The sequence below is a fragment of the Sphingomonas paucimobilis NBRC 13935 genome (assembly GCF_000739895.2).
Lineage (GTDB): Bacteria > Pseudomonadota > Alphaproteobacteria > Sphingomonadales > Sphingomonadaceae > Sphingomonas > Sphingomonas paucimobilis.
On the sequence record NZ_BBJS01000030.1, the window covers coordinates 53,656 to 76,067 of the forward strand.

A 22,412-nucleotide genomic window follows, 5' to 3' on the forward strand; every position below is an offset into this window, starting at 1 on the left:
GGCGGGCGTGAGCAAAGCCGCTCCCCTGGCGGGCCTGAAGGTCGTCGAACTCGCGCGCATCCTCGCCGGACCCTGGGCTGGGCAGGTGCTGGCCGATCTCGGCGCGGAGGTGGTGAAGGTCGAAAGCCCCGACGGCGACGACACGCGCCGCTGGGGTCCGCCCTTCATCGCCAACCCGGACGGCAGCCAGGACGCGGCCTATTTCCACGCCGCCAATCGGGGAAAATCCTCGGTCGTCGCCGACTTCTCCACGACTGAAGGCCAAGCCAAGGTCCGCGATCTAATCGCCGATGCCGATGTCGTGATCGAGAATTTCAAGCTGGGCGGCCTCGCCCGCTATGGGCTCGACTATGACAGCCTGTCGGCGATCAATCCGCGCCTCGTCTATTGCTCGATCACCGGCTTCGGCCAAGACGGTCCCTATGCTGCCCGCGCCGGATACGACTTCATCGTGCAGGGGATGAGCGGCATCATGGACCTGACGGGCGAGCCCGGCGGGGCGCCACAGAAGATCGGGGTGGCACTCGCCGACATCATGACCGGGCTCTATGCCGTGATCGCCATCCAGGCCGCGCTCCATATGCGGGAGCGGACCGGGCGCGGCCAGCAGATCGACATGGCGCTGCTCGACACGATGACGGGCGTCCTCGCCAATCAGGCGATGAACTATCTGGCGTCCGGCACCACACCGACCCGGCTGGGCAATGCCCATCCCAATATCGTGCCCTATGCCGCCTTTCCCGCCAGCGATGGCTGGTTCATCCTGGCGGTGGGCAATGACGCGCAATTCCGCCGCTTCGCAGCGATCGTCGGCATCGATGGTGACGACCCCCGTTACACCACCAACGCCCTGCGCTGCCAGCATCGCGTCGTCCTAACCCAAGCGATCGAAGCCGCCACCGCGACATGGCCCCGCGACACGCTGCTCGCCCGGCTGGAGGAGGCCGGCGTTCCGGCCGGACCGATCAACACGGTCGAGCAGGCCTTTGCCGATCCGCAGATCGTCGCCCGACAGCTCGCCATCCACCCCGAACGCCCCGATGGATCACGCGTGTCCGGCGTGCGCACACCGATCCGCTTTTCCGACGCCGATCTGGTGCTCGACCGCGCTGCGCCGACACTCGGCCGGTAGCGGGCCGCCTCGGCATCGACTAAGCCCCGCCCCGCGATGACCAGCTTCACCGTCAACAACCAGCCCGTCCGCTATCGTCTGCCGCCCGATACGCCGCTCCTTTGGGCGCTGCGCGACGCATCGAATCTGACCGGCACCAAATATGGGTGCGGCACCGGCGATTGTGGGGCCTGTACGGTCGATATCGACGGGCGGGCGGTGCGCAGTTGCCAGATGCCGATCGGCCGGATCGAGGGCAGCGTAGTCACCACGATCGAGGGGTTGTCGCGCGATCGCTCGCATCCCGTGCAACAGGCCTTTCTCGCCGCCAATGTCAGCCAATGCGGCTATTGCGTCCCCGGCATGGTGATGGCGGCCGCCGTGCTGCTGCAAAAACATCCCGATCCCTCCGAAGAGCTGATCCGCGCGCAAATCACCAATTTGTGCCGCTGCGGCATCTATCCCCGCCTGGTCGAGGCGATCCAGCGCGCCGCTCGGGCACAGCGCGGCGAGGAGGCGATCCCGGCGGCGCCGTTGCCGGGTACCGACCCCGCTGACGCTGGGCGCGCCGTGCCAGCGTTGGTTCCGGGAGCCATGTCGCATGACACGCCGTGACGGAATTCTTTCATTGGGCTGACAGACGGGTTCAGCCTCCGCTCAACGCAGACGTGGCAATGTTCACCGCATGATCGGGGTCGGCATGTGCGCCGACGCATGGGGTTGGTGGATATGAAGAAGCATTGGATGGCGGTCCTGCTCGCGGCGACAGCGGCGGTCGGCCCTGGCCTCGCGTCGGCGCAGGACATCGTGATGGACCGTGGTCCGCGCGGCGGGCCGGAAAATCGCCCCGGTCCGGGCGGCCCCGGTGGCCTCCGCCCCGGGGGACAGCTAGAGCGCAGCGAAGGTCGGCCGATCTTCCACGACCGCGAATCCTTTCCCGAAAATCGCCCGGCCTATCGCCCCGACCATACCGAGGCGCCGCGACCGCCCGCGCCCCAGGCGGAGGAGCGTCGACCCGACGAGCCGCGCCGCTGGTCCAATCGCGGCGAAATGCGCCCCGAGGGCCCACGTCCGGACTCACCACGCCCCGGCCGGGACGATTGGGGCCGCGACGATCGGCGGCCGGATCAGTGGCGCGGCCAACCCTGGCGGGATCAGCAATGGCGAAATCAGCAGGCACAGGACCAGCGCTGGCGCGACGATGAACGCCGCCGGCGCGAAGAGCGCGATCGCTGGCGGCGCAACTATGGCGACTGGCGCGATCATGACGATCAGGCTTACGGCTTTGCCGAACGTCGCGCCTGGGCGAACCAGTGGAATCGCGGCTGGCGGCGGGATCGCCGTTACGACTGGATGGAATGGCGTTCGCTCAACCGAGGTGCCTATCACCTGCCGCGCTATTACGCGCCCTATGGCGGCCATGGCTATGAGCGGTTTTCCAGCGGCGTGATCCTGGAGCCGATGTTGTTCGGCCGGACCTATTGGCTGTCCGATCCTTATGCCTATCGCCTGCCACCGGCGTACGGCCCGTATCGCTGGGTCCGCTATTATAACGACGCCGTGCTGGTCGACACGCGCAGCGGGCTGGTCGTCGACATCGTCTACGACATCTTCTGGTGACGGGGTGGGAGGGGTTCGCCCCTCCCCTCTTGTCTTTACCCGCGCGTCGTCGCACATCCCGCCCATGTCGTTCTTTTCGAGGAAGCCCAAGGGCAACCCCGCCGCCTCCCCCGTCCGCGCCCGGTTCGGGGTGAGCGTCCCCCAGCATCTGGACGCCAATCCGGCAGTGACGCGCGTCGAGACCGACGCGGCGCAGATCTATTATCAGGCCGATTTTCTGACGCCCGCGCAGTGCGACGCCCTGATCGCGATGATCGACGCCAATCGTCGGCCATCGACGTTGTTGTCCGATCGCCCGGACTATGGCTTTCGTACCTCGGAAAGCTGCGACATGAACCGCTGGTCACCCGAGGTGCAGCCGATCGACGAATCGATCGCCCAGCTGCTCGGCATCCCCCCCGAACAGGGTGAGACCATGCAGGGCCAACGCTATGCCCCCGGCCAGCAGTTTCGCGCGCATCACGATTATTTCCACGAAAGCGAAAGCTATTGGGAAAAGGTCAAGGTGCATGGCGGGCAGCGCACCTGGACGGCGATGATCTATCTGAACGACGTGCCGGAGGGCGGGGCGACCTGGTTTCCGCAGGCGGGCATCCGCGTGGCCCCGCGCCGGGGCCTGCTCCTTGCCTGGAACAACATGCTGCTCGACGGCAGCCCCAACGACGCCACGCTGCATGAAGGCATGCCGGTGGTCGAGGGCGTCAAATATGTCATCACCAAATGGTTTCGCGAAGGCAATTGGGTGAGTTGAACGCCGAGGGTTCGCCCCCGCCCCCTTGCCCCCGCTCGGGCCGGCATGGCATGGCGTTCGCGTGACGTTCCTGCCCATCGCTGTTCGCCCATGACCGACGTCCTCGGCATCGCGCAATCCATTCTTGGCCAGCCCTGGCGCTGGCGAGCCCTGTCCGCAGACGCCCGCGACGGGCTGGTCCATGACGATCTGGTGACCCAGTTGCTGCTGGCGCGCGGCTGTCCGCCCGAAGCAGTCGAGGACCATAAACAACCCTCGATCCGCAGCTTCATGCCCGATCCCTCGATCTTTCGTGACATGGACCGCGCCGCCGACCGCCTCGCCGATGCGGTGATCGCGGGTGAGCCGGTGGCGATCTTCGGCGATTACGACGTCGACGGAGCCACCTCCTCAGCGCTCATGGTCCGGCTGCTGCGGTCGCTGGGCCTATCGCCGCGCGCATACATCCCAGACCGCCTGGCGGAGGGCTATGGCCCGACCGAGGCCGCCCTGCTTCGCTTGCAGGCGGAGGGTGCGAACCTGATCGTCACCGTCGATTGCGGCGCCCAGGCGTTCGAACCACTCGCCGCCGCGCACGCCGCAGGGATCGAAGTGATGGTCGTCGATCATCACAAATGCGCCACCCTGCTCCCCCTCGCCCATGCGGTGGTGAACCCCAACCGCCTGGACGAGGATGAGGGTGCGGCGCATGGCCATCTCGCCGCCGTGGGCGTATGTTTCCTGCTGGGAGCCGCGCTCATCCGCACCTTACGCCAGCGCGGTTTCTTCGCCGACCGGCCCGAACCACGCCTGCTCGACCTGCTCGACCTCGTCGCGCTGGGTACGGTCGCCGACGTCGCGCCCCTACGCGGCCTCAACCGCGCCTTCGTGGCGCAGGGACTGAAGGTCATGGCCCAGCGCCGCAATATCGGGCTCGCCTCGCTGACCGAAGCCGCCCGACTAACCCGCGCGCCGACCTGTTCGGACCTGGGCTTCGCCCTCGGCCCGCGCATCAATGCGGGCGGGCGGGTCGGCCGCGCCGATCTCGGCGTCCGGCTGCTGACCACCGAGGACCCGGCCGAAGCGCGTGCGATCGCCGAGGAACTCAATCATTTCAACGACGAACGCCGCGCGATCGAAGCTGGTGTGCAGGCAACCGCCGAGACGATCGTCGATCGTGGCCGGCAAGTGGCGCTAGTCTCCGGCACGGGCTGGCATCCCGGCGTCATCGGCATCGTCGCGGGACGGCTGAAGGAAAAACTCGACCGCCCCGCCATCGTCATCGCCATTGACGAGAACGGCATCGGCAAGGGCTCCGGCCGCTCGATTACCGGGGTCGACCTGGGCGCGGCGATCTTGGCGGCCAAGGAGCATGGGTTGCTGATCGCGGGCGGTGGCCATGCCATGGCGGCCGGTCTGACGGTAGCGGCCAATCGCATTTCCGAACTGGCCGATTTCCTGGAGGATCGGCTGGCGCAAGCCGTCACGCGCGCCAGTGCCGGCCGAGCATTGCTGGTCGATGCCGTACTCGCCCCCGGCGGGGTCAATCCCGCGCTGGTCGGCAGCATGGAGGCGGGTGGCCCCTATGGCATGGGCTGGCCCGCCCCGCGCATCGCCGCCGGCCCCTTCCGCGTCATCCGCGCCGATCTGGTCGGCACCAACCATGTCCGTGCCATCATCGCCGGCGCCGATGGCCGCAGCCTGAAGGCCATGGCCTTCCGCCACGCCGAAACCCCGCTCGGCCAGGCTCTGCTCGGCGCCGGCAGCACGCGCCGCCTGTGGCTGGCCGGCCGCGCCAAGGTGGACGACTGGTCCGGCCGCGACGTCGCCGAACTCCATATCGAGGACGCGGCATGGGCCGACTAAAAAAAGCGCTTGACCGATTCCAAGCCCTCCCTTAGAGGCCCCTCCACGCCACCCGGCGGCCCCTTCGTCTAGCGGTTAGGACGCGGCCCTTTCACGGCTGAAACACGGGTTCGATTCCCGTAGGGGTCACCAGCACCCGCCAGAATGGCGGATTCGCGCGGTTTAGGCGGTCTTCATGGACGCTTTACCCATCCTTGTGTACAAAGGATGCGTACAAAGTGATCCGTATGGCCACCCCCTTCAAAGATCCTCGCACCGGCATTTTCTACTTCCGACGGGTCGTCCCCGCTGCACTGCGACCGTTCTTCGATGGCGCGTCGAGCGAGTATAAGCGCACCCTCGAGACCCGCGATCCCGACGAAGCCCGTCAGCGCTACCACCCGCATGCCGTGATCTATGAGCAGAAGCTTGCCGCGGCTCGTCGCGCATTGGCCAGCCAGCAACTCCGCTCGGCACGTGTGATGGTCGACGATTTTCTCGACGGAGAGTCGGACGAGCAACTCCGCGGCGTGGCGCAGAAGCTCGCCGCGCTCGAGCTCGGGGCATTCGAATATGCCAACGGCCTGACTGACCATGCGCCGGGTGCCCGCTACGACTTCGGCGTGCCGCCGGGCCTTGATGATCTGCGTGATCACGCAAGCCGAACCGCCATGCTGAACGCGGTGCCCGATTTCATGCCCCTGCCGTGGTTGGAGACGCTACAGCGGGTTGCCGCCCTCCCCACCCTCGATCCGATCGAGTGGTTGATCGCAGCGGTGGCCTCCGCCAATGCCCTCAGCTTGCCGCTGGCGCCGGAACTCTATGAGGCAATTGGTCGCGCTTACCTCGACAGGCTCTGCGCCGCCTGCGCCCTCAGTATCGATCCCGCACGAAGCCGTATCCTACCACCCTCGGTCCTTGTGACGGGCTCCGGGCCGATCGTCCCCGCGCTCTCCCCACCTTCGAACGAACCACAGCTGCCGACACCGCCAGCCAAGACGGTGCCGACCATCACCCAGGTTTATGAATCCTGGGCTAAGTTCGAGCCGCGCGAGGCCAAACTCGTCGACGAGTGGCGAACCGCCGTGAATCGCTTCGCCCAGCTTCATGACGACCCGCCCGTCGATCAGATCACGACTTCGATGGTACGTGCCTATCGCCGCACCTGTGCCGGACTTCCAAGCCGGGCAAAGAAAGAGGTTGCCGCCCTGCCCCTGCTGGAACAGGTCGCACTTGCAGAAGCCGAGGGAATGCCCACGCTATCGCCCGCGACTGTTAACAAGGCTTTGTCGGCCATAAGGGTGACCCTCGAACACGCGGTTGAGGAACTGGAGGTCATCGACGGCAACGTCGCCAAGACCGTGAAGTCCATGCCCAAGAAGTCAGTGGAGGACGCACGCCTCCCCTTCGAGCCGGAGGATATGACTAGGATCTTCACCGCGCCTCTGCCGGAACGCAGCGGGGTGGCGCCCCGAACGCTGTTCTGGATCCTGATGCTCGCCCCATTCACCGGTTGCCGCCTCGACGAACTGGGCAAGCTGCGGCCGGGCAATATCAAGACCTATGATGGCATCCCGTACATTGCCATCGAGCCCGATCGTCTGCGCATCCGCCAGGAGCAAGAGGGCCCGGCGAAGCGGATGAAGACTGCCAGCGCCAAGCGGGATATCCCGTTGCATTCGACGCTGCTCAAAGCGGGCTTCCTCGATATGGTGAGCGCGCGCCGCGCAGAAGGCGCGGAATGGCTGTTTCCCGAACTCGAAGCCAATGCCTATGGCAGCCGGACGCAGCGCCTGTCGCGCGTGCTGAACGATTTCCTTGATGCAATTGGCCTGTCCGATGCCGAACTGGTGTTCTACTCGTTTCGTCACACCGGAAAGCGCGCCGTGCGCGGCAAGGTTTTAAGAGAAATTGTCGATTTGCTCTTCGGCCATGCAGATGGATCCGTCAGCACGCTGTATGGGCGCGGCGCCGAAATGACGGTACTCCGCGACGCCGTAGAGAAGATCCAATACCCTTCGGTCGATTGGCAACCGGTGATCGCAACGGGCCGAACAATGACATGAGGACCAGCGCGGCCCGTCAAACTTCACGTTGCTGCTATGATATGCATTCAGCCGTAATGGACGATGATGAGCGGCGGCTACCGACCAGATTCCGACATTCGTATCTAGCGGCGCGCACGTCGCAATCCCAATAGATGCAGTCATTCGGGTTTCTCATGACATCACCCGGACTCAGATCGCCAGCGCTTACCGCACGACATTATTCCGCGGGGATCAGCAGGACGCAGACATCGTCCTTAGGCGACATGATTGTCGTTCGGATCTTCGCGCGGGTCACGCTGACGCGGAAATTCTGGCGCGCCTGCGTCATCGGGCCGACGTTCATGTTGCCGCCGACGATCCGATCTGGGTTGCCCACGATCTCGCCTTTGACCCGCTTCGGCCAGCCTTCAAAGATGATGACCTCGTCGAACTGCTTCCCCTTGGCTTTGTGCATGTTCATCACGACAACACCGGACTCAGGCTTGTGCGCCGTCGCGAAATGCTCCTGAACGAATGACTGACGCGTGATGGCAAGGGCGTTTTTATAGCCGCCGGTGTCGCGCCAATCCTGCGAGAGGCTCTGACGGAGCTGCGTGCCCCGTTCCAGCAGGCGAACATTACGGGCTTCTTGGGCAACCTCCACGAGCCGCTTGCAGCCACCCTCCTCGAGGACGGCGCGAACCGCCGTCCAGTCGGCATCAGGCTGGCCGGTCAGCACAACGGCGCTCGCAGCCTGGTGTACGGCGAACGTCGCCTGCAGGACACTGTTGCCCGGCGTCGCCTTGCCTTTTGCAAGGCATCCATTCCACTTTTCCAGCGCGGACCTGAACCGCGCGGCTTCCTCCAGGTCGCCCTTTGTCGGCGTCGCGCCGCCGCGTCCGCCGAAGAAGCTGCAAAGCACGTCGACGAACTCGTCGAAGCAGCCATTATGACTGCGCTGCTGCAGGAGGAAGGCGATCACCTCGGCGGCTAGGATAGGGCCTTCCATATCGACCGCCGCCGTATGAGCGATCGGCGGCACGTTTCCGAACGGCGCGCGCAGGTTGTCGGACACCAGACGCGTCATGCGCTTGGTGGGGACCAGGATCGCAAGCGACCAGTCGCGCTGGCCTAGCGCGAGGAGCCGTTGCCGGGCCTTCAGCACCTGAGCAACGAGCGAGGCATAGGCTTGATTCGGGTTCGACGCGAACCAATCGGCTTCCACGCCCTGATACGGTTCGTCGCGAAACTTGCCCGTGAGGAGATGATTGCCGAAGATGGCAATATCGGTGCCTTTGCTGCGGTGATTGTCGCCGGCGAGGTCGTGCTCCGACGGCGTGAACGCGGCCCTAAAATGGTTCAGCCGCTCGGGATCGGCACCGATGAAATCGAAAATGCGCTGCTCGGGATCGGCCAGCGCGATCAGCGTGCTGCTCTTCCCAATCGCCTCGACGGCGCGCCATTGCTCGGCGCTGGTGTCCTGAAATTCGTCCAGGATGATGAACGGGTACATGGTCGAGACGAGCTCGCGCACCTTGGCCGAACCGTGCAGCAAGATGGCCACGCGCTCGGCGAACAGGTCGAAGCAGACCTTGCCTTCCTCAGTCGCGAGCCGCATGCGTTCGGCAACTTCCAATGCCGCCTTCTGCGCTTTTTCCTCGTCCGACAGCTTCGACGGGGCCTTGAAGCCGCTGCGGATCGACGACAGCGCAATCGCTTCGTTCGGCGGCGTCAGGATCGTCATCCGCCGCGGAAACCCGACGAGGTAGCCATGGGCCTTGAGTATGCGCCAGAAGAACGAGTGATAGGTATCAACCTCGATCCGCTTCTTTTCCTCCTTGGTGACTGACCGCTCTTCGTCGATCGCCTCGAACACGCGTGAGACGGTCGCGCGCGCGAAACTCAGGAAAAGGATGCGCTGCCCAGGCCGCAATTTTTCACGCGCTATCTTCGCCGCCTTCAGGATCGACACCGTGGTCTTGCCCGAGCCGGGACCGCCGACGACGAGCTGGGGCCCGTCCGCGGCCAGAACTTCCTTTTGTGACGGCGTCAGGTCGACCATGGCACCCTCTAAGCAGCGGGTCCGAGGCCGGTCTGCCCGCCATTCCCGGCCAGCGGCACGGGCGGAGCCGGTGGAGCGGGCGGCGCTGGCGAGACTGGGGGCGCTGGCGGTACTGGCGGTGCCGCAACGGGCGCGGGCGGCGGATCACAGATGGCCTTTAGCGTTATGCAGGCGTCGCGGATCCACGACGGAATCTCGGCCTCGAAACACTGACCTAGAAAATCGGCGATGCCCCAATTGCCTTTGGCCCAACCGAAATACTCTTTGAGCGCCGGGATCAGATTGGCCTTGGGATCGGGATATCTGCCGAGAATGTGCAGCGGCCAATCGAGCGCATCCGAGAACCGCTCGAGCGCGTCCTGAGTCGTATTCTTGAGGATCAGATCCTCGATCCCCTTTTCGTCGTGCATAAAGAGCCGCTCGACCTGGGCCTCGATCGCCGCCTTCGCCGGATCAGTCTGCTTGTCGCATAGCGCGAAGGTCCGCTTGCCAAGGCCCTTATACAGCCCCGCGAGGTCGGCGATCTGCGACTCGGTCCCTGCATCGATAATGCAGATGCCCAGCGCCTCGATCGAGGCATAGGTCGCGGCATTAAGCTCGGCCAGTCGGCGCGCGGCCACGGGGAAGGCGCTGGCCTCGGTCGCCCCTTCGGCGATCAGCACGCGGCGAGATAGAAGACCCTCGCAGAAGCGGGTGCGAAACTCCTGACGGTAGCGCTTGTGCTTGACGCTATCGGGCAACGCGATCTGCGCCTGGCTCAGTGTGCCCACACTGTCCCGTGACAGAATCACAGTCTCGTCCAGCTTGAACTCCTCAAGGACGTAGGGCGAATGCGACGTGACGATCGACTGCGCCGCCAGCTTGCGCAGCTCGTGCACGATCCGCTTCTGCGCATAGGGCGGAATCGCCGTCTCGACCTCCTCCATGGCGAAGATGACGTTCTGCTTGTCCTCGGCGATCTGCGACAGCATCGCCAAGACCAGCATGTTGATCGTGCCGGTGCCCTGCCGGAAGAACGGCGCCGCATGAGTACCGTCGCCGGTCGCGATGAAGGCGGTCACGACCTTGCGCAGGTGCTCGCGCGTCAGGTTCGACACCTTGAGGTGCGGCTTCACGCCCCATTCGCGCGGCACATATTTCTTCAGTGACTTGTCGATGCTATCTAGCACCCCGGAAATGCCGATTGCCGGATCGCTTGCCACGTCGATTCCGGCGAGCGTTCCGATAGTTCCTTCCCACATCTGCGGCCGGATTTCCTTCAGGCGCAGGATGATGTCGAGGAGGCTGCCGTGCTCCAAGCTGAGAGCCCGCGACCCCGTGCGCAGCGAGCGCAGAAAAAGGAAGCCGCAGTGTTGCTTGTCCTTCTTTGAGAAGGGCTCGGGCTTGTCGCCTTCGATCAGGCTGCGCGAATAGAACGTATTGCCGGTAAAATCGTCTTCGTCCGGGTCATAGGCGCCGATGAAGGTGACACGCAGCGCGGCCTTAATGTCCGCTGCATCGATCCCCGCCGGATTGGCATCAGTGAAGAAATCGCCCGTCGCGACGTTGAGCCACTCGATATGCCCGCCGAACCTGGCCTCCTGCTCTTCGGACAGGCCAATGATGGTGACTTCAACCGTGATTTTCGGCGTCTCACCGGGGGCCGCGTCCGCACCCTTATCCGGCTCAGCGCCTTCCTCGGGCGCCGCTGGAGCGACGGCGAGATAGTTGCCCTCGAAAAAATCATGCTCGTCGACTGGCGGGCGCCGGCTCAGTCGATCCGGACCCAGCGCAAGGTCTATTGCTTCGAGAACAGAGGATTTGCCCGTATTATTGTCGCCGATGAGGACAGCGTGGTCAGGCAGGACCAGCGTCGTCGAACTGATGCCCCGAAAATTATCGATCGATACGGCGTAGATCTTCAACGCAGCCCTCCCCGGCGCAATGCAGTTCTAAAGTTTTATCTCTCCACAGTTACCTCGGATTGAATCAGACGTCACTCGCCTTTTTGGAAAATTACCGAGAAGATGGACGAGCGGCAGGGATTTGGAATGCAGCCACTGAGGCCGGTCGAACATTTTTTCGGACAAGGTCCTCATGCCTGCAACATCCGCGACGGAAGCCCCGTCCCCTTCATCGTCCCGATAAAATCATATGCTTCGCCGGTTCGGGGCGCGAACCAATACAGCAGTAGCAGATCCCGCGTCCCGCCTTGATCAAGCGCGCTGCTCGTTGCCCGCGCGACATTGGCGTGAAAGGTTTCCGGATCGGGAGGTGGCCCGATTACGAACGAGATGGTCGATGCGCGCTCCGCCTCGCCCGACGTGATGCCGCTGGTGAAAAAGCTGTCGACGGATTTCTCAATCGTCCGCCAGCCTTCGCGCAGCAAGCGATCGGCAGCCTTCTGCGTCTCGAAGTCGAAGCTCAGAAGCCGATGACCGAACCGCGTCCAGCCCGCAGGCTTCTTGTCCTCGAGGGATCGCAATATCGCCCCCCAAGTTTCGGTCCTGCGGATCGGAAAAGATAGCGTCCCCGCCGCCTTAGCCTCGCTGTAGCCATGCGCGACCTTCGCGGAACGTCCATACAGCCACAGCTCGCCATCGCGGCCCGCGCTCGGTACGTTGAACTGCGTGTCCAGATAGAATGCGAGCAAATCCAGTTCATCTGCGACATACGCCACCTGCCGCTCGAAGGCCTCACGGCGGCTCAGGTAGTGGCACCGCTCGACCTGCATCGTTAGCACCTCCATGACCGTTTCCAGCTCGAAGATGCTCATCGTCGGGGCTATGTCAGCCGTCTCCGGTATCAGACCCGCCTCCTTCAGCCTCGGCCAATGCGCAGAGAGTGGGCCTACCGAATCCAGCACCACGTTCACGCGAACGATGTCACGGATCACGTCGGCATCGATCTCAAGGACACCGTCGTCGGTCCTGAAATTCAAGACGCCGTGCGCGTCCTTCAGCATGCGCTTGAATCGGGCCGACTGGTCCGATGGATCGACAACCAGTTTCCGCAGCGCACCCTTCAGACTGTTCAAGGCGCCGCGTCGAGCCGGACCGTCGATCTTGGCTGACTTTGCCTCGAATACGATGACCGTCTTGTCGACCACCGCTACGATGTCGGATTCGTAGTTCCGGCCATCCGCCGGATCTGTCCAGAGCACCGACCTGTGTATCTCCGCGTCGGGCAGGAATGTCGCCAGGGTCGAGCGCAGCTTCCGCTCCAGCCACTCCGCGCGCTGATCCTCGACTCCCGACTTCGTCGAAGGCAATCTGTTGCAAACCTCCTGAAACGTCTCTGCCAGATTGGTCCCTAGACTATGTGGGTTGCACAGAAAGTATCGGCCGTCGTCCAGCTTTACGAATGGTCTCAGCCTGACAGGGTTATCAAGGTGAAGGTGATGAAGCTGATCATCTCCAACCTCCCCGAAGCGCAAGGAGATTGTGTCGATAAGGCCGAGCAAACCTTGGCTGTTCGCGACGACGGCGGGCGCCACAAGTTCCTCGCTGGTGAAAGTCATCATGGACGCAAACCGGCCTTCGGAGAGCGACCACAGCCCAGCCTCGACCACACGCCGATCATACCGGTGCGGCATCATTTCCGCCTCAACCTTAGCCGCAACCTCTGCGCTGAGCGGCTCCACGAACGCCCGTATCATCGCTATGCCGGATTTCTTTCGCATCCAGCTGCGAAGCCAAGCCATGTGAGACTCAAGACGCCGGTTGATCGTCTCGATCGCTCCCAGCATCACCGTGATGAGATCGTCGGGATCGCACCCATGCTGCCGCCGGAAGGTTTCCCGCACCGCCGCCGCTAGCGCACTAGCATATTCTTCCGTCTGATGAACGTGGCGAGCGCCCCTGATCGCCATCGTCCAGTCGCGCAGCAGTGAGAGCAGTTCCAGCCGATCGTTTTGCTCCAGATCTGCTGTCAGCTTCCGAAGCCAAGTATGCCGGTACGCCTGTCCATTCTCCTCCAGGAGATCGATACTGTCCTGCGTGAAACGGGCAACGTCGATGCCAGCACCTTTGCCATCGTCAACCCGCTCGGCCGACAGCGCCAACGCCTGCAGTATCTCCACGTGCCAGACCTCGATGCCCTTCTTGCCAGGCTCCTTCTGCAGGCCGGCGATCCTGAAGAACATCGCAAAGGCGACGCGCGCAAGCACCTCGACCGCATCGTGTTCGGTGATTAGGACACGGAGTTGAGAGAGAGTTGTCTCGTACGTCCGTTGGGCGGTGTCACCCGCTTCGTTTGCCTTGGCAATTCTTTCGGGCGTCCATCGCTGTCCTTTCGGCATACCCCCCCAGTCGATCACGCGATCCCCACCTTCAATACGGTTTGACGCTTCCTTCGCCATCGCGAACGACGGCAGACCGCTCGCGCGGTAGCAGGATGCAATGTGCCAACGACGGCGATATTGCTCAAGACTTGTGCGGGATTTCTACCGCGCTTTGATCTTTGGGATCGGCGGAGGCATGTCGGAGGAAGCTCACCTCGCGTCACAGGTGCGCGAATAGTAGCTATCCTGGAACCGTCCTTCGAAACCTGCCAGTCCGCGCTCGGCCCAGTTCCAGCTAGGTGCGAGGCAGGGCAGGCGAAAGTTGGTTGTCGGGTTTTGGCGAGAACTGCCGTTGAGCTCGGCGCGAGGGAATGACCGGTAAGTCCCAAGGGCGGCCGCCCCGGTGCCCGATAATGTAGTGGAATGACGTCTCGAGGCGCGATGGTGATAGCCACGTCCTCATACCCTATACGGACGAGGCGACATATTCGGACACGAAGGTAACAATTTCGTTGGCAGGTGTCCGAATTCGCTGGCTCGTCCGTATAGGGTGATAGACCTCGACCAGGGTCCGTCAGGCGGCCTGTGCCCACAGCGTGCACTGCGCGTCGTCATACTGGACGCCCGGCCGCGTGATCTGTCGGCTCAACCAGGCGCTGGCGCGTTCGATGCCCTCGCTCAGATCCTCGGCGGGCTTGCCGTCGATATGCACGATCTCGCGCGGCGCGAGCCGGAAATGCCCACGCACATGGGCCTGCGGCAGGATCAGCCCGCGCTTGCCCGTCTTCGACAGCCACGGGCGGCAGCCGCTCTGGGTGTGGCAGCGGCCATCGCGCGGTAGGAACAGCGCAATGCCAGTCAGCGCCGGGCTCGGACGGTTGCGAAATTCGAGGTGCAGCAGATCGTTGTCGGTCTCGACCGCATGGCGGCCCATCTCGATCTTTTCCTCGATCTCGAGCGCATCGCCACCGGTGATGACGACGCCGGGTTTGAGCTTGCGGCTGCCGAGCAGCAGCTTCACGACGGCGCGGGTGACGGCGGCTTCGTAGGTCGTGGTGGTCATCATTCTATCTCCTTGTTTCATCCCCGCATCGGGGCCGTTCATCATGTCGTTCATCTCAACCCTGGTGCTCGCTGCGGCAGGCGCGCACGATCTGGGCGGCGGCGCACTCCAGTCCGGCAGTGCGGTCCCACAAGCAGTTCCAGGGCAGCCGGGTGCCGATCTCGACTCCGTGGCGGCCGAGCTTCACCGACAGCCCGCCACGAGCGGGCACGAGATGCAGGCCCTGGTCGCGGTCCCGAAAGAAGTTGAGGTCGGTGAGCAGCAGCGGTCCGGTGATCGAGCGCAGCGCGACATCGACGCGGACGGGGTCGATGGTTTCCGGGTGAAAACCATGCCGGATCAGCAGCGTGTCGCGACGCCGCGTGGCGGCACAGCGCAGCAGCGCCTGGTCGAACAGCGGCTCGGTGACCGGCGTCATCGCGATGATGACGTTATGGTCGAGGCATTCGACCGCGCCGGGCAGGCCGGAGTTGCCGAACAGCGGCGCGGGTTCGTCGTAGCCGAGGGCTGCGAGGGCATAGTTCATCAGCGCGACCGAGGCGCTCGGCAAAACATCATGGATCATGGGGGGCATCGAGCCTTTGTGGACGTACGTGATCCCCGGACCGGCTGGTCCGGATCAGGCCCCTTCGATTTTCATTTCTCGCCAGGGCTTCGCTCGGCCCCACCCGATCTTCCCTTCCTCACGCGGCAGCGGTCGCGGCCATCGCGAAAGATGGCGTTGCCGATCACGGCATAGCCCCAGTCGTCGAGCGTGCGGGCGCTGTCCACAATGGTGCCCGAGCGATGGATCGCGGCGGCCGGGCAATGTACCTCGGCCATGGCGGGCACCCAGCCAGCGATGGTGCCGGCGGGCTGACGTTGCCACCATTGCCCAGCGATCAGGGCGGTCAGCAGCAGGATGGCGCTCACGCGGAACACCAACGGAAGGCGGCGCTTCATTTTCTTTCCTCGAGCAGATTGTCGCTGCTGGAGAGGGTAAGCTTCTCGAAATACGCCGGATTGTGCGGTCAGAAGCCGCCCAGCTTGCCACATGTTGCAGCAACTTGAACGTCGTTCCTGCACGGTGGGACTTGGTTCGTTAACGGGTTCCGCTTACACTAGTGCCGTTCGCCAGCAGGCGGACCGAGGCGTGGAAACCTCGTGATGGGTAGCCGCATGCCCGGTCGAAAGAGATTTCGGCCGGGGAGCGGGCGTGGATGTCCAAGGCTCTTCCAGGGCCCAAAGACGCTCGCGCCTGTCTCATCACAGGTTTCCAATCCCCGGCTTACGGGCCGGCATCGCCTCGTTTCACGGGGCGGTGCCGCCGGCTGGGGAAGCCGATGCATCGCCCGACACGGGGGTGCGTATGGTTGCGGGACTTGGCCGCCAATGGCGGAAAGCTTTTCAGACATCATCGGTGATTTCGGCAGCCATGCTGCTCGCGGCCTGTGGCGGCGGAGGCGGTGGCGTCGCTTCGTCCGGTTCATTGCCGACGCCCGCACCCACGTCGACACCCAGCCCAACACCGTCGCCATCCCCCACACCGACCCCGCCGCCCAGTGCTGCGGACAGCGCCGAGTATAAGGCATCGGGTGCGGTGGTCGGCGCGAAGGCCACCTATGCCTATGACAAGGGCATCACTGGCAAGGGCGTGACCATCGCCGTCATCGATACCGGGATCGCCACCAGCAGCGCCGAGTTCGCTGGCCGTATCTCGCCCGACAGCAAAACGTTCGAGAGCAAGATCGCGCGCTGCGCCACCTGTGCGCCGGAGACGGTGACCTTCCCGCTCGACGATGTGCAGGGCCATGGCACCGAGGTCGCCTCGGTCGCGCTCGCCGCGAAAAACGGCTCGGGCGTGCACGGCTTCGCCTATGACGCCACATTACTCGCCCTCAAGATCGCCGCCCCCGATCTCGAAGGCGTCACCGCGACCTCCGTAATCAAGGAGGCGGACAGCGCTAATCCGATGAATATCGCCCCGGCGATTGCCTATGCGGTGGAGAAAGGCGCGTTCGTCATCTCGCTGAGCCTGAACGGCGAAGCAGGCGGTCAGGCCGCAGCAGAACAACGCACCTCCATGGACGGGGTCGTCAAGGCCGACCGGCTGCTGGTCCAGTCCGTCTCCAACTTCGTCGACGACAAGAGTGCCGCCCCCGGCACGATCACGCGCAACCTTGTCGGCAACAATCTGGAGAACAAGGACAATTTCCTGTTTGGCGTCCGTGTCGACAGTGCGCTGCGACCGCCCAGCGGCAACGGCCTGCCCGGCGATCTCGCAGACCGCACGCTGGCGGTGGTCGCGACGGACGTCAGCGTCGTCGGCAAGGACGGACAAATCACCACGGTCACGGGCAACAGCTTCGCCGCCCCCGCGATCGCCGGGGCGGCCGCGCTGCTCAAGCAATACTGGCCGCAACTCGGCGGCAAGGCGATCTCGCGCATCCTGCTCGATACCGCAACCGACCTGGGCGACAAGGGTGCCGACCAGATCTTTGGTGCAGGCTTGCTCAACGTCGAAGCCGCGGTAAAGGCGCAGGCGCCCGCCAGCGCCTTTACCGCTGCCGACATGGTGCTGGCACGCTATTCCTCGCTCAGCCTGTCCGGTCCGTTCGGCAGCGGTGGCCAGCTATCCGACGCCGTGACCCGCATGACGGTGTTCGACCGCTATGGCCGCGACTTCACCATGACCGGCACCGCCGCACCACGCAGCCGGGGTTCGGGGTTGCTCGCAGGCGCCATGCTGGGGACGATCGATCCGCCGTGGCTCGCCACGAGTGCCAGCGACGCGAAACTCGGCTTGGCCTCCGCTGCCACGGGGCCATGGGCCGCGGCGCGGTCCAGTCGCTTGGCCACCTTCGCCTTCTCGCCTGCCGCAGGCCAGACCGTCAGCTTCAGCGCCAATGTCGCGGTCGGGCAAGGTGCTGGCATTGCCGGCTCTGCCCTGCGTGGTGTCGTCGCTGCACCGGTCGGCATGTCATCGTCGTGGAGTGGCAACGGCTGGTCGGCGGCCTTTGCATCCGGCGCATCACGCGACGGCCGCTCTGCTTTGCGCAGTGTCACCTTCGCCACCCCGCTGGGCCTTGGTGTCGAGCTATCGGACCTCACCGAACGCGGTCAGGTACTGGGTCTGCACGGGCCGGCTGGCTTTGCCCTCTCGGGCAGCCGGACGACGCTTGCCACCCTGATCGCGAGCCGCAGCCTTGCAGGCGTGCTGCTGTCGGTACGGGCCACGGCCGCCACCACCCAGGTCGCTGGCGGATCGGACCTGCTGCGCTTCACCGGCCCGATGACCGGGACGGCCTTCGCGCTCGACGCCGCGCATCGCCTCGGCGGCGGTACCGTCACACTTGGTCTATCATCACCGCTCCGGCTCGAACGTGCCCGCGCGGTGGTCGAGGCGCCCATCGCCTATGATCTCATGACCGGCGCGCTCGCCACCCGCCTTGCCAGCGTCGACCTGACACCGACCGCACGCGAGATGGATGTCGAGCTTGGCTGGTCGGCCGCGCTGTCGCCCACCTCCTCGCTGCGGTTCGGCGTCGCCCACGCCTTCGATGCCGGCCACGTCGCCGGCGCGCAGGACACCGCCGGCTTTCTCAGCCTGACCCTCCGCTGATCCAGCATCACCACAAGGACATAACCATGTACGACAGAATGATATTCGCGGCGGTTGCCGCTGGCCTGCTCACCTTCGCCGCGCCCGGCTATGCCGCCGATCCGGCCGCCATGGACGTGGCCGGCATTCGGCTCGGCGACACGCCGCAGCAGGTGAAGGCCGCCCTGCAACAGGCCGGATACAGGGTAACCGAAACGCGCAAAACTGCGTCCTTCGCCCAGCGCGTCGCGGTGGAAGTGGCGAACCGCAATGGTGCGGCGGCACCCAATCCGACCTATGCGGGGATCGCCGAAATCATCGCCATGGGGTCACACCAAGAGCGCGCCGACATCCAGTTCGCCCAAATCGCCGGCGGCGACAGCGTGTCGCGCGTCGAGGTCACCATCCCAGGCACCGCGATGGGCGAAGCCGCGATGAAGGCGCAGCTTTCCGCCAAGTACGGCAAGCCCGATGCGGTGAAGGATCAGGGGCTTAGCTGGCATTGGTGTGCGCCGCAGGCAATGAAGATCTGCGGCATGACCTATACCGGTGGCGAGCTCGATACGGCGTGGCCGACGCTGCGGGGCAGCACCGGCATGGGCACCAATTCCATCATCCTGGAAGCGGGCACCGATGCCGATCGCCGCCTCAAGCAGGCGTTCGATGCCGCCGTGCTGGCGCGGGCGCCCAAGACCGACCGGGCCGCGTTCTGACGATCAAACGGGGCGGCCGTCGCCGCCCCGTCCACCTGCTCAAGCGGCGACCATTTGCTCCCATCCGGCACGGAAAGCGCCCCATTCCTCCGCCCACATGCGGTGCGTTGTGTCGGCGAGATCGGAATGCTCGGCGGCCCAGCCGCTCGGGGTGTGCTGCCGTGCCAGCATGCAGATATGGACATGCGGCAGCGCGCGGCTCAGTTCGTCGCCGGGGGCATGGGCTACGACCACGCTGGTCAGCGAGCGGCCGCAGGCGAGATGGATCGCAGCATAGCTGGTCGCCATGTCGAACAGGTCGTGGAGCGGCGCGCTGATATCGCCGCGCACCGTCAGCACACCGGCGAGCAGGCGCTGGTGCGGGCGAACCGCTTGGTCGTACTCGTCGAGCAGCGGCGCCAACGCCATGTCCCCGACACCCCGAGCAAGCACGAGCCGGTGCTGGCGGGCGGTCACCGGGATGCCGCAGGCGGTCGTGCGCGCGGCGCTGGTCGGCTCGACGGGCGCCATCTTCGCGCGGAGCAGCGCGGCCGCGCTGTTCGCCTTCTGCTTTGCGCGGGGGCGTAGCAGGGCATAGCCCAAATCCTCGCACCCGGGCTCGCGCACATCGTACAGCGTATCCATCACTTGCGCCGGGCTCAGCCAGCCGGGCACCACGTTCGTCTTGGTCTTCATATCATTTCCAGTCCGGCGGCGCGGGGCTGCTCGCGTCGCCTTCAGGTCCATTTCACCATCATGGTGCAGCCGCCAGGCTATCCCCCTCCTTCCTTCTGGCCGATCGCATCGATCGGGGCGGCCCGAAAACCGTCATTATCTTTCTGAACCGCGATCCATCGGGCGCTGGGGCGCCGCTGCGTCGTCCGGCCCCTTGCTCCGGATACCCGGCGGTGGGCCGTTCGGCCTGTCCCGCGGGGCGGGCCTGGACGGCACCTGCCGCTCGCGTTCCTCCTCTCGCTGCGGATCGACCCTGGTCACAACGGGTGGATCAGGCGGTCGTCGATCAACGGGCTGGGAAGCGGGGGGAACAGGTTCGGGCGGCGATTTCCTTTCCGGCACGGGCGGCCTGCCCGGAGGCTGGGCAGCGGGCATGTCGACAACGACAGGTGCTGGCCGCGCACGGTCCTCCGGCGGCGATATCGTTCTGACAACCTTGCCCGCTTCCGCCTTCGCGGCCTGTTGCTCGCGACGGCCCGCCTCGGCGCGTTGCAGCGCTGCCTGCTTGTCGCGCTGCCGCTTGGCATCGGCTGCGGCCTGATCGGCCCGCCGCTCCCGTTCACTGGTAAGCCAATTCTGGAACTCCTCCTCGCCAGCGGACAGCCGCATCAGCCGGTCGATCGCTTTCGGCTGGTCCGGTGCCAGGCGCACGGTGCCGCCTTCAAAGATCAGCCGCCCCTCATCTCGTCCATGCTGCGTCAGCCATTGGCGAAGGCGTCCACGCACCTGCTCCCGATAATCCGGATGGGGCATCGTTGCGGCGGGCGCCGTCCGTGTGGAAACATAGGTGATCGCAGGAATGCGTTGGCCCTTTGTCGCAATCGCCGCCGCCACCTCGTCCCATGCGGCACCAACCTGCGCTTCGATCCGGGCGATCCGCTGCCGTTCCGCCGCACGCTCATCATCCGAGGGCGAATGCTGCACCACCCAGTCGAGATGCGCATGCGCCGCCTCCAACAGCGCACGGTCGCCAGCGCGCGGCTTGGTCCGGCGGCCGGGCTCCGGCTCCAGCGTTGCGATCACCGCTTCGGCCCTTGATCGCGATGCCGCCACCACGACATCGGCGACGTCCATGTCATGGCGGCGCTGGATCAGCCGGCGGGACAATCGCTCATACCGCCGGGCGGCGGCAACCGCATCGGGCTGGTCACCGATCGACGGCAGGATCAGCGCCATGTCCCTGGCCAGCACGTCCGTCGCAGCGGCCGCCTTCCTATCGCAGGCAGCAAGCTCATCGCTCACGATCCGCCGCGCGTTGCGGGTGCCGACCTCCGTCGCGACCCCACGCCGCTCGTGACCGGTCGCGCGATTGCCCATATGCTCGAGCGGGGTCAGGGCGATGCCGTTTTCCTTATAGGTGCCGTGGAGATAGCGCTCCTCACCCATCACCGCGTTGACGATGTCGATGAAGCGCCCGCGCATGAGCTCGGCGGTGTCGACCTTGGCACGCTTTCCGTTGTTGCCCGGCTCCGCGCGGTAGCTGACCTTGTTCTGCCGGTAGGGCCGGGTGTTCTTGCCATTCTTTCGCTCGACCACCTCGAAATCCCATTTGCCCTCCTCGTCCAGCCACTTCGCCGGGCGGTCATAGGCGTCGACATGGATGTGGAAATTGCGCTTGTCGCCGTGCTGATCGGGCTGGTGGATCACCCCCACCGCCATCCAGCCATCCGCCGCCAGCATCGCGACGATGTTGCGGAGGATCTGGCCATGCTGCTCGGGCTCGGAGTCGGCGGGCAGTTCCTGCACGAAGCGATGGTGACTGCGCCCCGTCCGTCCCTGCTGCCATCGCGGCGCGGGGAAGCTGGGATGCTTATCGAACCAGGTCAGCCGGTCGAACGCCTCCTCGGGCGTGACATCCCCGACGATGACCTGCCGGTCCTTGAAGGGGCGTCCCTTAGCCGCCGCCTCGGCTTCGGCTTCCCGTCGCGCTGCCTTCAGTCTGCGGCTCATGTCACGCAGCCAATCCGGACTTGTCGCAAATCCAGCCACCCTATCATATCGTTTGACGTCTGCGGTCGACGCGGTGAGATGGTGAAGCTTGGGCGTCCGTTCGCATTGCTCGGCCGCAATGAATAGCGACCGCTGACGGTCGGGGCTGCCAGCAATGTTCGAGACGATGGCCCGGGCGTTCATACCGCCCCGGATCACCTGCTCATCGATCATATCGATGACGAGGTTCTCGGCCAGATCGGCGACCGCTTGATCGCGCCGGATATAGTCGAGATGGCTGATGATCGTGACCTTCGCGCCGTCGCGCAGATAATCGAAATGCTCGCCTCCCGTGGCCTTGGCCTTGAAGCCGTGGTGAACCTTTCCGTCTCTGCTAGTCGGTACGTGGGTCTTGCCCATAGGCTTCATGTCGAAATGCGGTACCCGGCCGCCACCTGTCTGGCGGCCACCTCGCCGGATCGGGCTGGGTCGGTGGAAGTCGATGCCGACCGCTGCGGCGAGCGCATCCGCCTTGCGACGGGCTGGCGATTGTCCCGGCTCCGCCTCGGGCTGATGATTGCGTCCACACCGGTACGACGCTCCCACCAGATCCCGGTCGGCCTGCGCTTGACGCGCCAGGAGCGCGCGCACATGATGCGCAAAGACGGGCTGTTCGTCGGGCAGGCCAGGACCGGTCATGCCTCATAGTGTCCGGCATCAGTCCGGCGCCGACAAGTACCCCCTCCCGCCTTCCGGA

General features: G+C 65.0%; 16 protein-coding genes and 1 tRNA gene. 9 read left to right on the plus strand and 8 right to left on the minus strand.

Annotation, left to right across the window (positions count from 1 at the left end; genetic code table 11):
- The first annotated feature begins 7 nt into the window (after nucleotides 1-7).
- From SP6_RS09985 to SP6_RS10015, 7 genes are all read left to right on the plus strand, one after another.
- A complete protein-coding gene (locus SP6_RS09985; protein ID WP_007405827.1) occupies nucleotides 8-1,132 on the plus strand; it encodes a CaiB/BaiF CoA transferase family protein in 1,125 nt (374 codons plus the stop codon).
- A gap of 36 nt (nucleotides 1,133-1,168) precedes the next feature.
- Nucleotides 1,169-1,726 (plus strand): (2Fe-2S)-binding protein, encoded by a 558-nt coding sequence (locus SP6_RS09990; RefSeq protein ID WP_007405759.1) that lies wholly within the window; start codon nucleotides 1,169-1,171, stop codon nucleotides 1,724-1,726.
- A gap of 114 nt (nucleotides 1,727-1,840) precedes the next feature.
- Complete coding sequence (locus SP6_RS09995) at nucleotides 1,841-2,731, plus strand: RcnB family protein (protein ID WP_042469012.1); 891 nt, start codon at nucleotides 1,841-1,843, stop codon at nucleotides 2,729-2,731.
- 64 nt (nucleotides 2,732-2,795) lie between these two features.
- Nucleotides 2,796-3,482, plus strand: coding sequence for a prolyl hydroxylase family protein (locus SP6_RS10000; RefSeq protein WP_007405820.1), 687 nt, complete (start codon nucleotides 2,796-2,798; stop codon nucleotides 3,480-3,482).
- Nucleotides 3,483-3,572: 90 nt separating this feature from the next.
- The gene (gene recJ / locus SP6_RS10005; protein WP_007405848.1) at nucleotides 3,573-5,327 is read left to right on the plus strand and encodes a single-stranded-DNA-specific exonuclease RecJ; all 1,755 of its coding nucleotides are present in this window, start codon (nucleotides 3,573-3,575) and stop codon (nucleotides 5,325-5,327) included.
- Nucleotides 5,328-5,384: 57 nt separating this feature from the next.
- A tRNA-Glu gene (locus SP6_RS10010) sits at nucleotides 5,385-5,459 on the plus strand.
- Nucleotides 5,460-5,554: 95 nt separating this feature from the next.
- Nucleotides 5,555-7,372 carry a site-specific integrase gene (locus SP6_RS10015; RefSeq protein ID WP_007405833.1) on the plus strand — a complete coding sequence of 606 codons (1,818 nt, stop codon included), beginning with the start codon at nucleotides 5,555-5,557 and terminating at the stop codon, nucleotides 7,370-7,372.
- Nucleotides 7,373-7,571: 199 nt separating this feature from the next.
- On the opposite strand, the gene SP6_RS10020 is transcribed toward SP6_RS10015, so the two are convergent.
- The 6 genes from SP6_RS10020 to SP6_RS10045 form a co-directional block, all read right to left on the minus strand.
- Entirely contained in the window at nucleotides 7,572-9,395 is a 1,824-nt protein-coding gene (locus SP6_RS10020; protein ID WP_007405800.1) for a UvrD-helicase domain-containing protein, read from the minus strand.
- 8 nt (nucleotides 9,396-9,403) lie between these two features.
- Nucleotides 9,404-11,299: an ATP-dependent nuclease gene (locus SP6_RS10025; protein WP_007405830.1), complete on the minus strand. Its 1,896-nt coding sequence runs from the start codon at nucleotides 11,297-11,299 to the stop codon at nucleotides 9,404-9,406.
- A gap of 170 nt (nucleotides 11,300-11,469) precedes the next feature.
- Nucleotides 11,470-13,734, minus strand: coding sequence for a hypothetical protein (locus SP6_RS10030; RefSeq protein ID WP_045078209.1), 2,265 nt, complete (start codon nucleotides 13,732-13,734; stop codon nucleotides 11,470-11,472).
- A 496-nt stretch (nucleotides 13,735-14,230) separates the two neighbouring features.
- Nucleotides 14,231-14,719 carry a hypothetical protein gene (locus SP6_RS10035; protein ID WP_130119985.1) on the minus strand — a complete coding sequence of 163 codons (489 nt, stop codon included), beginning with the start codon at nucleotides 14,717-14,719 and terminating at the stop codon, nucleotides 14,231-14,233.
- A gap of 55 nt (nucleotides 14,720-14,774) precedes the next feature.
- Nucleotides 14,775-15,284 carry a hypothetical protein gene (locus tag SP6_RS10040; protein WP_007405854.1) on the minus strand — a complete coding sequence of 170 codons (510 nt, stop codon included), beginning with the start codon at nucleotides 15,282-15,284 and terminating at the stop codon, nucleotides 14,775-14,777.
- Between the two features lie 71 nt (nucleotides 15,285-15,355).
- On the minus strand, nucleotides 15,356-15,661 hold the full coding sequence (locus SP6_RS10045) for a hypothetical protein (RefSeq protein ID WP_037569153.1): 306 nt from the start codon (nucleotides 15,659-15,661) through the stop codon (nucleotides 15,356-15,358).
- Between the two features lie 637 nt (nucleotides 15,662-16,298).
- On the opposite strand from SP6_RS10045, the gene SP6_RS10055 reads away from it, so the two are divergent.
- A complete protein-coding gene (locus SP6_RS10055; RefSeq protein WP_007405847.1) occupies nucleotides 16,299-18,320 on the plus strand; it encodes a S8 family serine peptidase in 2,022 nt (673 codons plus the stop codon).
- A 26-nt stretch (nucleotides 18,321-18,346) separates the two neighbouring features.
- A complete protein-coding gene (locus SP6_RS10060; protein WP_007405771.1) occupies nucleotides 18,347-19,012 on the plus strand; it encodes a hypothetical protein in 666 nt (221 codons plus the stop codon).
- 39 nt (nucleotides 19,013-19,051) lie between these two features.
- Here the strand turns inward: SP6_RS10060 and SP6_RS10065 are convergent, their stop codons facing one another.
- Nucleotides 19,052-19,687 carry a hypothetical protein gene (locus SP6_RS10065; protein ID WP_042468921.1) on the minus strand — a complete coding sequence of 212 codons (636 nt, stop codon included), beginning with the start codon at nucleotides 19,685-19,687 and terminating at the stop codon, nucleotides 19,052-19,054.
- A gap of 135 nt (nucleotides 19,688-19,822) precedes the next feature.
- A complete protein-coding gene (locus SP6_RS10070) occupies nucleotides 19,823-22,354 on the minus strand; it encodes a MobA/MobL family protein (protein ID WP_007405834.1) in 2,532 nt (843 codons plus the stop codon).
- Between the last annotated feature and the right edge of the window lie 58 nt (nucleotides 22,355-22,412).